General features: G+C 66.8%; 15 protein-coding genes and 1 pseudogene. 3 read left to right on the forward strand and 13 right to left on the reverse strand.

Annotated elements, in window-relative coordinates:
* Nucleotides 1-15: 15 nt before the first annotated feature.
* From choW to HDG34_RS12025, 4 genes are all read right to left on the reverse strand, one after another.
* A complete protein-coding gene (choW, locus tag HDG34_RS12010) occupies nucleotides 16-918 on the reverse strand; it encodes a choline ABC transporter permease subunit (protein WP_184060237.1) in 903 nt (300 codons plus the stop codon).
* The gene (locus HDG34_RS12015) at nucleotides 911-2,086 is read right to left on the reverse strand and encodes a glycine betaine/L-proline ABC transporter ATP-binding protein (RefSeq protein WP_184060239.1); all 1,176 of its coding nucleotides are present in this window, start codon (nucleotides 2,084-2,086) and stop codon (nucleotides 911-913) included. The genes choW and HDG34_RS12015 overlap by 8 nt, the downstream gene beginning before the upstream one ends.
* 259 nt (nucleotides 2,087-2,345) lie before the next feature.
* Nucleotides 2,346-3,473, reverse strand: coding sequence for a VIT1/CCC1 transporter family protein (locus tag HDG34_RS12020; protein ID WP_184060241.1), 1,128 nt, complete (start codon nucleotides 3,471-3,473; stop codon nucleotides 2,346-2,348).
* Nucleotides 3,474-3,540: 67 nt separating this feature from the next.
* Nucleotides 3,541-3,852: a hypothetical protein gene (locus tag HDG34_RS12025; RefSeq protein ID WP_184060243.1), complete on the reverse strand. Its 312-nt coding sequence runs from the start codon at nucleotides 3,850-3,852 to the stop codon at nucleotides 3,541-3,543.
* 420 nt (nucleotides 3,853-4,272) lie between these two features.
* Between HDG34_RS12025 and HDG34_RS12030 the strand changes: the two genes are divergently transcribed.
* Nucleotides 4,273-4,650: a BON domain-containing protein gene (locus HDG34_RS12030; protein WP_184060245.1), complete on the forward strand. Its 378-nt coding sequence runs from the start codon at nucleotides 4,273-4,275 to the stop codon at nucleotides 4,648-4,650.
* A gap of 18 nt (nucleotides 4,651-4,668) precedes the next feature.
* Here the strand turns inward: HDG34_RS12030 and HDG34_RS12035 are convergent, their stop codons facing one another.
* From HDG34_RS12035 to HDG34_RS12045, 3 genes are all read right to left on the reverse strand, one after another.
* Nucleotides 4,669-5,238, reverse strand: a complete 570-nt coding sequence (locus HDG34_RS12035) for an XRE family transcriptional regulator (RefSeq protein ID WP_184060247.1) — start codon at nucleotides 5,236-5,238, stop codon at nucleotides 4,669-4,671.
* A gap of 37 nt (nucleotides 5,239-5,275) precedes the next feature.
* Nucleotides 5,276-5,455 carry a hypothetical protein gene (locus tag HDG34_RS12040; protein WP_184060249.1) on the reverse strand — a complete coding sequence of 60 codons (180 nt, stop codon included), beginning with the start codon at nucleotides 5,453-5,455 and terminating at the stop codon, nucleotides 5,276-5,278.
* A gap of 152 nt (nucleotides 5,456-5,607) precedes the next feature.
* Nucleotides 5,608-5,898: a nucleotidyltransferase family protein gene (locus tag HDG34_RS12045; protein ID WP_090805850.1), complete on the reverse strand. Its 291-nt coding sequence runs from the start codon at nucleotides 5,896-5,898 to the stop codon at nucleotides 5,608-5,610.
* 294 nt (nucleotides 5,899-6,192) lie between these two features.
* Here HDG34_RS12045 and HDG34_RS12050 point away from each other — a divergent pair, with 294 nt between their 5' ends.
* Nucleotides 6,193-7,587 carry an LLM class flavin-dependent oxidoreductase gene (locus HDG34_RS12050; RefSeq protein ID WP_184060251.1) on the forward strand — a complete coding sequence of 465 codons (1,395 nt, stop codon included), beginning with the start codon at nucleotides 6,193-6,195 and terminating at the stop codon, nucleotides 7,585-7,587.
* Nucleotides 7,588-7,634: 47 nt separating this feature from the next.
* Nucleotides 7,635-8,198: a flavin reductase gene (locus tag HDG34_RS12055; RefSeq protein ID WP_184060253.1), complete on the forward strand. Its 564-nt coding sequence runs from the start codon at nucleotides 7,635-7,637 to the stop codon at nucleotides 8,196-8,198.
* A gap of 221 nt (nucleotides 8,199-8,419) precedes the next feature.
* On the opposite strand, the gene HDG34_RS12060 is transcribed toward HDG34_RS12055, so the two are convergent.
* From HDG34_RS12060 to HDG34_RS12085, 6 genes and pseudogenes are all read right to left on the reverse strand, one after another.
* Nucleotides 8,420-9,568, reverse strand: coding sequence for a DUF1501 domain-containing protein (locus HDG34_RS12060; RefSeq protein WP_184060255.1), 1,149 nt, complete (start codon nucleotides 9,566-9,568; stop codon nucleotides 8,420-8,422).
* A gap of 5 nt (nucleotides 9,569-9,573) precedes the next feature.
* Nucleotides 9,574-11,070 (reverse strand): DUF1800 family protein, encoded by a 1,497-nt coding sequence (locus HDG34_RS12065; protein WP_184060257.1) that lies wholly within the window; start codon nucleotides 11,068-11,070, stop codon nucleotides 9,574-9,576.
* Nucleotides 11,071-11,151: 81 nt separating this feature from the next.
* The gene (locus tag HDG34_RS12070) at nucleotides 11,152-11,664 is read right to left on the reverse strand and encodes a periplasmic heavy metal sensor (protein ID WP_090805856.1); all 513 of its coding nucleotides are present in this window, start codon (nucleotides 11,662-11,664) and stop codon (nucleotides 11,152-11,154) included.
* Entirely contained in the window at nucleotides 11,661-12,077 is a 417-nt protein-coding gene (locus HDG34_RS12075; protein ID WP_184060259.1) for a hypothetical protein, read from the reverse strand. The genes HDG34_RS12070 and HDG34_RS12075 overlap by 4 nt, the downstream gene beginning before the upstream one ends.
* A pseudogene (locus HDG34_RS12080) lies at nucleotides 12,074-12,664 on the reverse strand (RNA polymerase sigma factor); the annotation flags it as partial. The gene HDG34_RS12075 and the pseudogene HDG34_RS12080, both read right to left, overlap by 4 nt.
* 256 nt (nucleotides 12,665-12,920) lie before the next feature.
* Nucleotides 12,921-13,238, reverse strand: a complete 318-nt coding sequence (locus HDG34_RS12085; protein WP_184060263.1) for a YXWGXW repeat-containing protein — start codon at nucleotides 13,236-13,238, stop codon at nucleotides 12,921-12,923.
* Between the last annotated feature and the right edge of the window lie 7 nt (nucleotides 13,239-13,245).

Raw genomic sequence — 13,245 nt, forward strand, 5'->3', positions numbered from 1 at the left:
TATCGAATCAGGCCATCAACCGTGTTGCGCCGCCGGCTCGCGGCGCACTTTCATCGCATTGCGCAAACCGGCGAACAGGGGCGCGCGTACCTTGCCCGGCGCCCGGCCGAAGCTCTCCGTGATGCGGTCCAGAATGATCGCCAGCATCACGACCGACATGCCGCTTTCGAAGCCGAGTCCGATATCGAGCCGCTGGATGCTCGCGAGCACGTCGTTACCGAGGCCGCCCGCACCGACCATCGACGCGATGATCACCATCGACAGCGCCATCATGATGGTCTGGTTCACGCCGGTCATGATCGACGGCAGCGCGTTCGGAAACTGCACCTTGTACAGCAGTTGCCACGGCGTGCAGCCGAACGCCTGTCCCGCTTCGACGATTTCGCGATTCACGTGCCTGATGCCGAGCGCGGTCAGACGCACCGCGGGCGGCATCGCGAAGATCACCGTCGACAGGATGCCCGGCACGCGGCCGAGACCGAACAGCATCGCGGCCGGAATCAGGTAGACGAACGCGGGCATCGTCTGCATCAGATCGAGCACCGGGCGCACGATCATTTCGACGGCGCGGCTCTTCGCCGTCCAGATGCCGAGCGGCACGCCGAGCACGAGACTGATCACCGTCGATGACAGCGTGAGGCCGAGCGTGATCACCATCTGATCCCAGAAGCCGGTGCCGTAGATCAGCAGCAGCGCCCCCAGCGTGAACAGCGCGAAGCGCCAGCCGACGCGCCACAAGCCGATGCCGACGAAAAACGCCATCAGCGCCCACATCGGCACGGCCTGCAAGCCGTGCTCGACCGCCGCGGCGAAACTCTCGATGACCTTGCCGATCGTGTCGAAGGTCTGCGCGTCGTGATCGAGCAGGTAGTGAACGCCGTGATCGACCCACGCGCCAACTGGAATGACTTCAGACATGGGAACCTCGATGGCGCGTGAGAACGTTCAGCACGTTCGTCTTGTTGACCGAACCGCAGTACGAGCCGTCCGCTTCGACGACCGGCAGCGGCGCGCGGCTCGCCACCACGCGCGCGACCACGTCGTCGAGCGGCGCGTTGCGGCGGATGCATTCGATCTGGTTGAGCTGCGGCGACGCGCTGCCTGTCGCATCGCGGCACACGAAGCCGCGAATCCGGCGCTCGCTATCGAGCACGAACGCGTAGTCGGCGCTGCCGTCGAGCGTCGCGGCGACGCTCGACGCGTCGATCTGCGGTGCGTGCATCAGCGGCACGTCGTCGGTCTGCATCAGATCGCCGGCCGTCAGATAGCGGCTCGTGTCGATGCCTTCGAAGAACGCTCGCACGTAGTCGTCGGCCGGATTCTTGATGATTTCCCGCGGCGTGCCGATCTGCACGACACGGCCGCCTTCCATGATCGCGATGCGCGTGCCGATGCGCATCGCCTCCTCCAGATCGTGCGACACGAACAGGATCGTGCGCTGCTGCTCGCGTTGCAGATCGAGCAGCACGTTCTGCATCTCCTTGCGCTTGAGCGGATCGAGCGCGGAGAACGCCTCGTCCATGATCATCAGCGACGGGTTGACCGCGAGCGCGCGCGCGAGCCCGACGCGCTGCTGCATGCCGCCCGACAACTCGGCCGGCAGTTTCTGCGCGAACGGTGCAAGGCCGACCTGTTCGAGCACCGTCAGCGCCCGCGCCTCGCGCTCCTTGCGGCCGACGCCCGCGACTTCGAGGCCGAACGCCGCGTTGGCCAGCACGCTGCGCTGCGGCATCAGCGCGAAGGACTGGAACACCATGCTCATGTCCTTGCGGCGCAGCGCGGTCAGCTCGGCGCGCGGCACGCTCGCGACATCGCGGCCGTCGATCAGCACCTTGCCGGCGCTGGGCTCGACGAGCCGATTGATCAGGCGAATCAGCGTCGACTTGCCCGAGCCGGACAGGCCCATCAGCACGAAGATCTCGCCCTCGCGAACCTCGAACGACGCGTTGTGGACGCCGACGATCTGACCGGTGCGGGCAAACACCTCTTCTTTCGTGGCGCCGCTGGCCAGCATCGCGAGCGCCTGTTTCGGATTGCTGCCGAACACCTTGCACAGCCCTTCGACCACGACCTTGGGGGAATTCATCGAGTGCTCTCCTCGCTTGCGGACGTCCGTCCGCGCTGTGCCTACATAGTTGCCAGAAAAAAGTGCGGCTAACCGACTAATTCCGACAACCACATGAGGAAATGCGACACCCGGCCATGCCGTGGACGCTCGGCGCGGCGAGCAAACCCTTGTGGGAGAAAGGCTTGACGCGGGTTGGCCCGCGCGCGGAGCGTGTCGCGACATAGCAAGCGGCGCTCCCGGACGGCGGCGGGCGCGAGGCGCCTGAGAGGCGCCGGGTTCAGGAAATCGACACGCCCAGCAAGCGCCCGACGCCGAACGTGAACCCTGCCGCGATGAGCCCGATGACGATCTGGCGCAGCGCCGAAAACCCCGCGCTGCGTCCATTGAACAACGACGTGAACACGCCGATCGATGCGAGCGCCAGCATGCTCAGCACGACGCACTGCACGATTGCGCTGACGCCGCGCGTCCACAGGAAAGGCATCACCGGGAAAATCGCGCCGAGCGAGAACAAGCAGAACGACACACCCGCCGCCGACCACGGATTGCCGCCCAGTTCCGCCGGATCGAGACCGAGCTCCTCGCGCGTGAGGGTGTCGAGCGCCTTGTCCTTGTCGCGCATCATCTGCGAGGCCACGCGTTTCGCCTCGCTCGCGTCGAGCCCTTTCGCGCGGTAGATCAGCGCGAGCTCGTGCTCCTCCGCTTCGGGCTGTTCTTCGATCTCCTCGGCTTCCTTGGCGATCTGCGTGCTCGCGAGTTCGCGCGCATTGGTGACCGACAGCCATTCGCCGAGCGCCATCGAACAGGCACCGGCGATCAGCCCGGCGAGGCCGGTCAACAGGATCGCCTTGTTGCCGGTGCCCGCGCCGGCGACGCCCATGATCAGGCAGAAGTTGGACACGAGGCCATCGTTCGCGCCGAGAACCGCCGCGCGCAGATCGTTGCCCGACGCGGCGCCCTTGTGCCACGATTCGGCCGCGGCAATGCGCGCGCCGGACGACAGGTTGGCATTGCCGGTGCTCGCGAGCGTCTGCACGACTGCCGCGTGATGATGTTCGTCGGCCGACATGTGGCCCGCGTCGCGTTGGCCTTGATATTTGTTGCGGTCCGCGTATTCGGCTGCGGCGAGCGTCGGCAGCACGAAGTCCGCGCCGCACACGCGCACGAGCCCCTTCATCAGACGCGTCTTGACCGCATGGCCACGGCCCTTCGGTTCGATGCCATTGGCTCTGAGCTTGTCGGCCCACACTTGCGCGTGGCTGTGTTCGGATTGCGCGAGATCCTGATAGACCTGCTTGCGGGTCTCGTCTTTCTCGACCTGCGCGAGCGTCTCATAGAGGGCGGCGCTGTGCAGTTCGTCGGAGAGATTCGCCTTGTAGCGTTTCACTTCATGTTTCGTTGCCATGATCGCGCCTCGCAACTGCCCGGCGCCTCATCAACGATGAATGCCACGCCGGGCGTCCGCCTGTCCGTTACTGGCTGGCAGGCACACCAACGCCGGCCTTCTTCTGGGCTGCCTGCAGCTTGTCCGGATAGTTCGGATCGTTCTGCGCCGGCTGGTAGCCCGCGTCTTCGAGTTTCTTCAACTCGGCGTTCTTTTTCGCGCGAGCCTGTTTGCGCTCTGCCTTGCGCTCGGCCTTGGTCGGCTTTGGAGTGGTCGTCGTCGCGCCTTCCTGGGCTGCGGCATCCGTCGAGCCCTGCGCGAGCGCGAGCGGAATCGTACCGGCCATCAGTGCGACGGCCGAAACCCCCAGCATGATTCGTTTAATGGCGAAGTTGTTCATCACTGATATCCCCTGAAAAAATTGGCAATAACGTACGAATTGCGGCTGCGAATCGTGAACCACACGCCGGGTCGCGCAGCCTCCACGCGAACCCGTCAACGGGAGCTTACTGCCAAATAGCGGGATGCGGGTCGGGAGCGTGGACGGCCCCCGGCGCCGCGCGCCCGCGCTTATAGTCGGCTGCGTCGTATGCCGGTGCCTGTGTCTCACCGTGCTGGAATCAAGGCGCACGCACTTCCTTCCGCGATTCAGTTTTTTGGCATGTCCGCGCCGTCAGGAGTATCTTTTAACCGCGCCGGAAGCGCCAACACCACCACTCCTCTACAAGACAGACGCTTCCCAGAGTCCAGACCTGCTCGACAAAGCGCGGCGTTTCTAACATGCAGCGAAGCGACATCATCTTATCGAGGAGGTGAAACCGTGAAAACAGTCAATCTTTTGAAGGTGCTCGGTATTGCATTGTGCGTGGCAACCGCATCCAGCGCCTATGCCCAGGCGAGCGACGCGCAGGCGCCCGCCGCCACGGCAGCCGCGCCGGCCACGACCGCCCCGTCGACGCGTGCGGCGGATCGCAAGCTCGGCCGCGACGTGCGGCGCGCGCTCGGTAAAGCGCCGGGCTTCAATGTATCGAACGTGTTCGTGCGGGCGCGCGGCGGCGCGGTGACGTTGACCGGCTCGGTGCCTCAGGGCGACATGATCCAGCAGGCCGGCGATGTTGCGAAAGGCGTGCCGGGCGTGGCCTCGGTGACCAACAGACTCACCCTGAACCTGCCATCCCGCGGGAGTGGCGGGAGCTGAGCACAAGCTGGACGAAACTCAGCGCCGCACCAACCCCACCACATATCTGCACACCTCGGTGCCCGCATTGAAGAATTCGCATTCGACCGGCGCACCGAGTTGTAAACAATCCCCCGCTTCGAGCCGGTGCGTGAGCGCGCCCTCGCGAAACGTCAGCACCCCTTGCGTGACCCAGATCTGCTGATGCTGAAACACGAACGCATCCGACGGATAAGGCACCCTCACCCCAGTCGGCAATTCGATTTCGAGCAGTTCCAGCACGCCGCCGGTCGGCGGTGAAATACGCCGCCGCGTATAGCCGGTTTCGGGGTCCTCCCACAGCGGCTGGTCCGCATGACGCACGAGCCGCTCGCCGGTCTGCTCCGCGAGTGCGAGCAACGTGGACAGCGTTAGCCCGAACGCGCCCGACAGCCGCCCGAGCACCATCGCGGTCGGACTCGCCTCGCCACGCTCGATCTTGCTGATCATCGCCTTCGATACACCCGAGCGCTCGGCCAGCTCGGCGAGCGACCAGTTGCGCGCCTCGCGCTCGGTCTTCACGCGCGCGGAGATCGCCTGGGTCAGATCGATGGCGGAAGTTTCGGACATGGCGGGTTGTCGTTGCGCAAGTGGGGGCACCTTATCCTCAAAGACCTTCCGACAACCGGCTTTGGAAGGCCTCTTGTTGCAACTCAAGGTTCTGATCCTGCGTCGAGACACGGGGGTAGCCGATCATCGTGGCGTGACAGTGCCCATTGACGAGTTCGTTGCCGCCGGCGGTCGAGATAGTTGCCTTCAGTTCCGTTAACTCCATCCGCTCGGTCATTGCTTCATTCCATCGTCCTTGCGGTCTTCATCTTCGGCATCCTGGCACGCAGCAGGCAGTTGTTTCAGTAGCTCTGGTAGCGCCGGTTGCACTGCAAGCATCGGTTGCGGCTTGCTGCATGTGGTCGAGGTAGTCCGGCAAGCGGTTCTCGTTCATACCGGCTGCGCCTGCGCAAGCACCTTGGCCCGGAACTTCTGCGGCAGGTCGGCCGGGGTCAGCAGATCGACGTGGACGCCGAGTAGCGCTTCCAGTTCATCCTGCAACCCCCCCAGGTCGAACAGCGTCGCCCCTGGCAGCGCATCGACCAGCAGATCGAGGTCGCTGCCGTCCCGGTCGGTGCCGTGCAGCACCGAGCCGAACACGCGCGGGTTCGCTGCGCGGAAGCGACTCGTCGCTTCGCGCACTACGCTGCGCTTCATGTCGAGAACAACGGACGGTCGCATGGGCATCCTTTCTTATCGAAACTCATCGAGACGATAAGCGATTGAGTCGAGACTCGCAATGCCTTCACCTCCCGTGCCATGCCGGTTGCGTTGGCGGGCTTGCTGCCCCGGCACGGCCGACGCCAGGCTGATTACCTTTGACGCAGCAGCGCCAGGATCAGCGCAGACCAGTTCAGGCCGCTACGACCACCGCAACCGGCACAGCCAGCCAACCATGTCTTGCATAGTGATTTTTCGTCCACTATATTAAACACCACGCCATCGCCCGAACCCGCTCGTCAGCAGGAACACACCATGCCGAAGGAAATCGTTCTCAACGCGTTCGACATGAACTGCGTAGGCCACATCCAGCAAGGGCTGTGGACCCATCCGCGCGATCAGTCCACGCGCTACACGGACCTGCAGTACTGGGCCGACTACGCGCGCAAGCTCGAAGCGGGCCTGTTCGACGGCATCTTTTTCGCGGACGTGGTCGGCGTCTACGACGTCTATGGCGGCAGCCCGGACGCGGCAATCGGCGGCGCCGTGCAGGTGCCGGTCAACGATCCGACGCTGCTGATTCCGGCGATGGCCGCGCTCACGCGGCATCTGTCGTTCGGCGTCACGTCGAATCTGTCGGTCGAGCCGCCGTTTCTGTTCGCGCGCCGCATGTCGACGCTCGATCATCTGACGCGCGGCCGGGTCGGCTGGAACGTCGTGACCGGCTATCTGGACAGCGCATCGCGCGCAATCGGCCTGAGCGGCCAGATGGCGCACGACGACCGCTACGATCTCGCCGACGAGTACATGGAGCTCGTGTACAAGCTGTGGGAATGCAGCTGGGAAGACGGCGCGGTGCTGCGCGACAAGGCGCGCGGCGTCTATGCGGACGCGTCGAAAGTCCACGTGATCCATCACCACGGCAAGCAGTACCGCGTCGATGCGATGCATCTCGCGGAGCCGTCGCCGCAGCGCACGCCGGTGCTGTATCAGGCCGGTTCGTCCGCGCGCGGCAAACAGTTCGCGGCGGCACACGCGGAGTGCGTGTTCGTCAACGGTCAGGCGAAGCCGGCGGTCAAGACGATCGTCGACGACATCCGCGCGCACGCGGTCGCCGGCGGCCGCCGCGCCGACGACATCAAGGTACTGCTCGGCCAGACCGTGATCACGGGCCGCACCGATCAGGAAGCGCGGGAGAAATTCGAGGAGTACCGCCGCTATGTGAGCTCGGAGGCGGCGCTGGTGCATGCGGCCGCGTCGCTTGGCATCGACTTCGCGCGCTACGACCTCGACGAGCCGATCGAAACGGGCAAGAGCCAGGCGATCGTGTCGAACGTCGAAGCGATGACGCGCGCGGCCGGTCCGCAATGGACGAAGCGCAAGCTGCTCGAACAGATGGTGCTCGGCAGCCGCCAGCAGCCGCTCGTCGGTTCGGCCGACAAAATCGCCGACGATCTGATCGCGTGGACCGAGCAAACCGGCGTCGATGGCTTCAATCTGTCGCGCACCGTCGTGCCCGAGTGCTTCGACGATTTCATCGAACTGGTCGTGCCGCTGCTGCAGGAGCGTGGCGCGTACAAGCGCGCGTATCGTGACGGCACGCTGCGCGAAAAGCTGTTCGGCCACGCGCGGCTGCCTGCGAGCCACACGGCGGCGCGCTTCCGTTCGCCGGCTTGCGCGGCGGCGCCGGACGACGAGGCTCGCGGCTAACTCGACCACCGTTGTTTTGGCGAACCCGACTTCCAGCAGAGGCCCCCATGCTTGACAAGAGCACGTTCCGCGACGCGATGGCCGGGCTTGGCGCGGCCGTCAACATCATCAGCAGCGACGGCGAAGCCGGCCTTGCGGGCTGCACCGCGTCGGCGGTCTGCGGCGTCACCGACGAGCCGCCCACCCTGCTCGTTTGCATCAATCGCAGCAGCCGCAACAACGCGGCGTTTCGCAGCAACGGCAAGCTCTGCGTGAACGTACTGAGCGCCGAGCAGCAGGCGCTTGCCGCGCACTTCGCCACGAGCGCGCTCGCGATCGAAGAGCGCTTCGCCGCCGCGCAATGGGACGACCTCGCAACCGGCGCGCCGGTGTTGCAGGACGCGCTCGCGTCGCTCGACTGCGAGATCGAGTCGGTGACCGAAGTCGGTACGCACACGGTGTTCTTCTGCGCGGTGAAAGCCGCGCGCACGCAGGACGCGGGCGATGCGCTGATCTACTACGGCCGCCGCTATCATCGCGTCGGCGAGCGCTCGGTTCACGCGACGCCCGCCGCTTCACCTGCCCTGCCCCACCCTCGCCAACGGCCTGCCCGCGATCGTCCGGCCGAATAGCGCGGCCGCGGTGCGCTCCGGATCGAGCGCAATACTTTCGCTCGCTGCACCGACGATCAACGCGTCGAGCAAAGCAGTCAGCGTCGGCTCACGCGACTCGCCATGCCGATGCGGCACGACCCCCCGTCCGCCGCGATCGCAGGTCGCTCGCCCACGGAATCCTCGCTCGCCCATTACGCCTCCGTGCCATCGTCATTGCACGCCGTTGTGCGATCAACGCGTCACGCCGGCACGATGCCCGTCATCGGTCTGCCCGCCATGGTCCGACCAAACAGCGCTGCCGCCGTCCGTTCGGGATCGAGCCCGAGGCTTTCACTCGCGGTGCCGGCGATCAACGCATCGAGCGAGGCGGTCGGCTTCAGGTCGCGCGACTGATACAGCTGATGCGGCGCGAGGCCCGGCCAATCGGCAATCACGCGTCCGCCCTGCACCGACCCGCCCACCACCACCGCGACCGAGCCGGTGCCGTGATCGGTGCCGCCCGTGCCGTTCGCGGCGGCGGTCCTGCCGAACTCCGTCGCGACCAGCACCGTGGTCTTGCTCCACGATGAACCCATGCCGTCGCGCAACGCCGCGAGCATCGTGTCGAGTGCCTTCAGTTGGTTCGCGAGCCGCGCGTTCTGCGCGCTGTGCGTGTCCCACCCGCCGGTCTCGATCATCGCGATGCGCGGACCGTCGTCGCGCGCCAGAAAACTGGCCGCGAGCTTGCCGAGGCTCGCCGGGTCCTGGCGCGCGCCAGCGTCGCCCGCAAGGCCGCGCGCCGCCATCGCCGATTCCCACAGCGCACGCAGCTGCGCGTCTTGCTCGTACAGTTGCGACACGCGCGCGAGCAGATCATCGGGCGCCTGCGGCAAGGCCGACGGTGCATATGACGTCACCGCCGCGGGCCCGCGCAGCGCCATCGGCACGGTCGGCGCGAACGCGATCGCGTTTTCGCGGGTGGCGGGCAGTTGCGCGGCGAGCCGGTTGAGCCAGCCGTCCTTCGTCTGATACGGGGACGTGCCGCCGGTTTCCAGCACGTTCTGTCCGTCGAAATGCGAGCGGTCGCGATACGGTGAGGCGACCGCGTGCACGAACAACGCCTCGCGCTGCGCGTACAGCTTCGCCATCTGCACGAGCGCCGGATGCAGCGCGAACGTGCCGTCCAGATGCGGCGCGTTCGACGCATCGATCGCGAGCGGCCCGCGCAGCGTCGCATACGCGGGGTCCGCGTACGGCACGACGATGTTCAGCCCGTCGGCCGCGCCACGCTGGATCACGAACACGAAGCGGCGGTCGGTCGCGACATGCGCGAACGCAATCCGCGGCGACACGAGCATTGCGCCGGCACCGGCGGCGGCGACGCTCAGAAACTGACGGCGTGACAGCATGGCGTTCATCTCCGTTGAAAATCGGGCGATACGAGCAGCAGCGCGATCGCCGTCGATGCGCTTTCCGCGCGCGACACCGCCGTGGCCGTCGGCTCGCTGAGCGAGCCAGCCAGCAAGGTCTGGCCGAGCGAGCGCGCATCGAGCCGGTCACCCACGCGCGCGGCGAAACGTTGCGCGACTTCGACGCGGCGCACGAGCGCATCGGGCGCGGCCCAGCTCGCGGCGATATCGTCGTAGCCGGCGGGTGAACCGGGCCGCCACACCGGCTGGCCAAGCTGCGTGAGGATCGGCGCGCTCTGCAGATTTCCGGGCTCGTGCCAGCCGAGTCCGCGCATCGACGAGATGGTCCACTCCCACGGCGTCTTGAACTTCACCGCGGCCGGCGACCACGCTTGCGGCGTATCGATCAACGCGCGATAGACGGCCGGCAGATCGCCGTCGCTGCGCGTGAACGCATCGGCCAGACGTTCGCTGACGCCAGGTGGAGAATTGTCGGCGACGAAATGGCGCGCGAGCTTCGTGCCGATATGCCGCGCGGTGGCCGGCGCGTGCGCGAGGTCGTGCAGGATCGCGAGCGCCTGCTGTTCGCCGGCTTCGTCGTAGCGGCGTCCCATGATCGTGCGCGAGCCGGGCTCGTGCAGCGCGGGACGAAACACGAAGCTGCCGGGTTCGCCGTTCTGTTCCAGCGCGCGCCGGTTTGCATTGGCGCCGCCGTTCCCCGGATTGCCGACGAGACTCCAGCCGGTCAGCGCACGCGCGAACTCGGTCACGTCGTCCTGGCTATAGCCGCTGCGCACGCCGAGCGTATGCAGCTCCATGATCTCGCGCGCGAGGTTCTCGTTGAGTCCGCGTTTGTTGTCCGGATTGCGCTGCGCGGCGCGCAGCGCGGCCATGCTGTCGGGACCGACCGAGCGGGTCTGGTCGAGGAACAGCTGCATGGCCGGATGACGCTCGACGGCCACCAGCATGTCCTCGAAACGGCCGAGCACGTGCGGGCGAATCGCCTCCGCTTCGAACGACCCGGCGAGCGCCGCGACGCCGGGCTTTTCGGTCGACACCGCGAAGTGATTCGCCCAGAAATGCACGAGGCGTTCGATGAACGGCGTCTGCGTGGTCAGCGCGCTTGCGACGCGCGCATTGACCGACGAGCGGTACATGTCGAGGATTTCGACGCGCAGTGCTTTTCTTTCGGCTTGCCTGGCGGCTTGCGCGTCGGTCTGGCTGGGTGCTGCGGTGTTGTTCGCATTCTGGCTCGGGTTGGTCTCCTCGCCCGCCTTTTGTTTCGACTGCTGCTCCATCTGCATGCGCTGCTGCACGAGCTGCCTCGACAATGCGATCGAATCGGGTTGGTTCGCCCACGCGTCGGGCCGCGGCTGATACTGCTCGAACTGCGCGAGCAGCCAGCCCTTCGGATCGGCGGGCGGCGTGTCGTCGGCGCGCGCGCCGAGGCCGAAGCGGTTCAGTGCGATCGCCGCGGCATTCAGGTTCGGTGAGTTGGCCATACGATCCTCGTCGCAGGTAGGACACCTGCATGTCCGTTAAACGGACGACACGCTGAAATCCGTCGCCATCGCGCGCATTTTTTATTCGCTCGATGCGGCATTCGCCGCCGGTTTTTTCGCGTTCGGCGCCGGCTGCGCTTCGCGCCATTGCCCGCGCAACTTCAAACTCTCGGCGAATTCGACGCGCTCCTCGGGCGTCAGCGTCGCCGCGAAATCGGCGACGCTCGCTTCGACCATCGCGCGCAGGCTGACGTCGGCCGCGCGCGTGCGCGCGAGCGCGGCATCGAGTGCGGCGCGATCGAACTTCGGCGCGGCCAGCAGACGCAGCACCTCACGACGCCCTTCGCGAGCGTCGCGCGCATACTGGCGCCCGTCGCGCCGCGCGCTCTTCAGGCCGTCGATAAACGCCTGCCGCTGCTGCGCCGACAGCGGCTCGGCGGCGAACCGCAGCGCGCGCCGGTCCTGCGCCGCCGCCGGCGGATTCGCACCGTGCGCGGCGAACCATTGATACGCGCCGCCGGCGATCGCGCCGAGCAGGAACACGTTGAGCACCACCGAGCCCAGCAGCGCAAATTTCCACGAGCGCCCGTTCATTCGCCGCTCCAATCGGCGGAGCTGCCGCCGAAGCTCGAAGTCAGATACGAGGATTCATGCACGACCGGCGCGTTCTCGGTCAGCACGAAGAACGACACCGCGAACGCCCCCGCCACGCCGCCGAGCAGCCCGACACCTGCCACCGCCGCGCCCGACCACCACAAACGCCAGCGCGCGGCTGAGCGTCGCGACGGCGCACGGTCGATGATGCGACGCTGCAGTTCGAGGTTCGGCGGCTCGAGCTCGTCGGCGGCGAGCCACGCGTCGAGGCTGGCCGCGTCGCTCAACGCCGCATCGGCTTCGTCGCGATGCGCGCGCGCCCACGCCTGCGCGGCTTCGCGTTCGCGCTCCGGCCAGCGGCGCGCGTCGGCGCCGTACGCTGCAACGATCTGATGGAATCTTTCGGGCGTCATGACTTGTCCTTGCTAAGGCCGCTGCCGGCCAGTTGGGCGCGCAAATTGTGCCGCGCGCGGCTCAGCAGACTCTCCAGCGCATCGACGCTGACGCCCATCAAGGCGGCAGCGTCGAGGTTCGACATCTCCTGGTAGTAGGTCAGCACGAGTGCCTCGCGCTGTCGCGCCGGCAGCGCGGCGAGCGCCGCGCGCACGCGCGCGTGGTCGGCACGTGCTTCGAGCCGCGCGTCGGGCGGCGCGGCGGGATCGGCCGAATCGGGCAGTTCGTCGCTCGGGTCTTCGCGCTGGCCGCGCAGACGGTCATAGCAAAGATTGAGCGCGACCCGATGCATCCACGTGTCGAACTTCGCTTCGCCTTCACGCCAGCGGGCCGCCTGTTTCCAGATTCGCACGAAGACCTCCTGCGCGACGTCCTCCGCTTCCATGCGATCGCCGAGCATGCGCGTGGCGAGCGCAAGTAGCCGCGGCAGCTTGCGCGCGACCAGCGAGCGGACCGCGCCGGGCTCCGCGCGGCCCACCCGCGCGATCAGCTCCGCGTCCGGATCGGCGTCCGGATCGGGTGGTGCGTCGCTCAAGGCGTGCGGCTCGGTCGCGACATCACGCGCGCGCTTTCGCGTGAGGACCGCATCACGGGATCAACGTCGTTCACTTGCCGCCGCTCCTTCAGCTGTCGTGTCGTTATGTTGTCGTGCCGCTACGCCGCTATCCGGCCAGGTATCACGTACGCGGTCAATATACGACGACCGCCGGCCGGTAATAGGCCGGGCGTGCCGGATAGACCACACAGCCGGCGAGCGAGGCCGCCAGCAGAATCATCACGAGTGTTTTCATCGCAAGCCTCGTTCAAGCCCAATGTCCTTCGATCCAGCGCCAGTGCGGCCCACGTTGCGCCCAATGCCCGGGCACCCAGTGATAGCCGACGCGCACCGGCTGCCAGTGGCCCGGCACCCACGCATAGCGGCCGTGCTCCCAGCGCCAGCGGCCCTGATCCCACACATAGCCGTCCCGTGGCGCGGGCACGACTTCGACGCGCGGCGGCGGCGGTGCCATCGGCGCGATCATCACTTGTGCGGAGGCGGGCGCGGCCGTCAGCGTGGCCGCGCAGCACAGCGCGGCGCTCAGCGTGGAACCGAGCAGACGAGCGATGCGGTTGGTGTTCATGTCGATT

The organism is Paraburkholderia sp. HC6.4b (assembly GCF_014200875.1).
Taxonomy (GTDB): domain Bacteria; phylum Pseudomonadota; class Gammaproteobacteria; order Burkholderiales; family Burkholderiaceae; genus Paraburkholderia; species Paraburkholderia tuberum.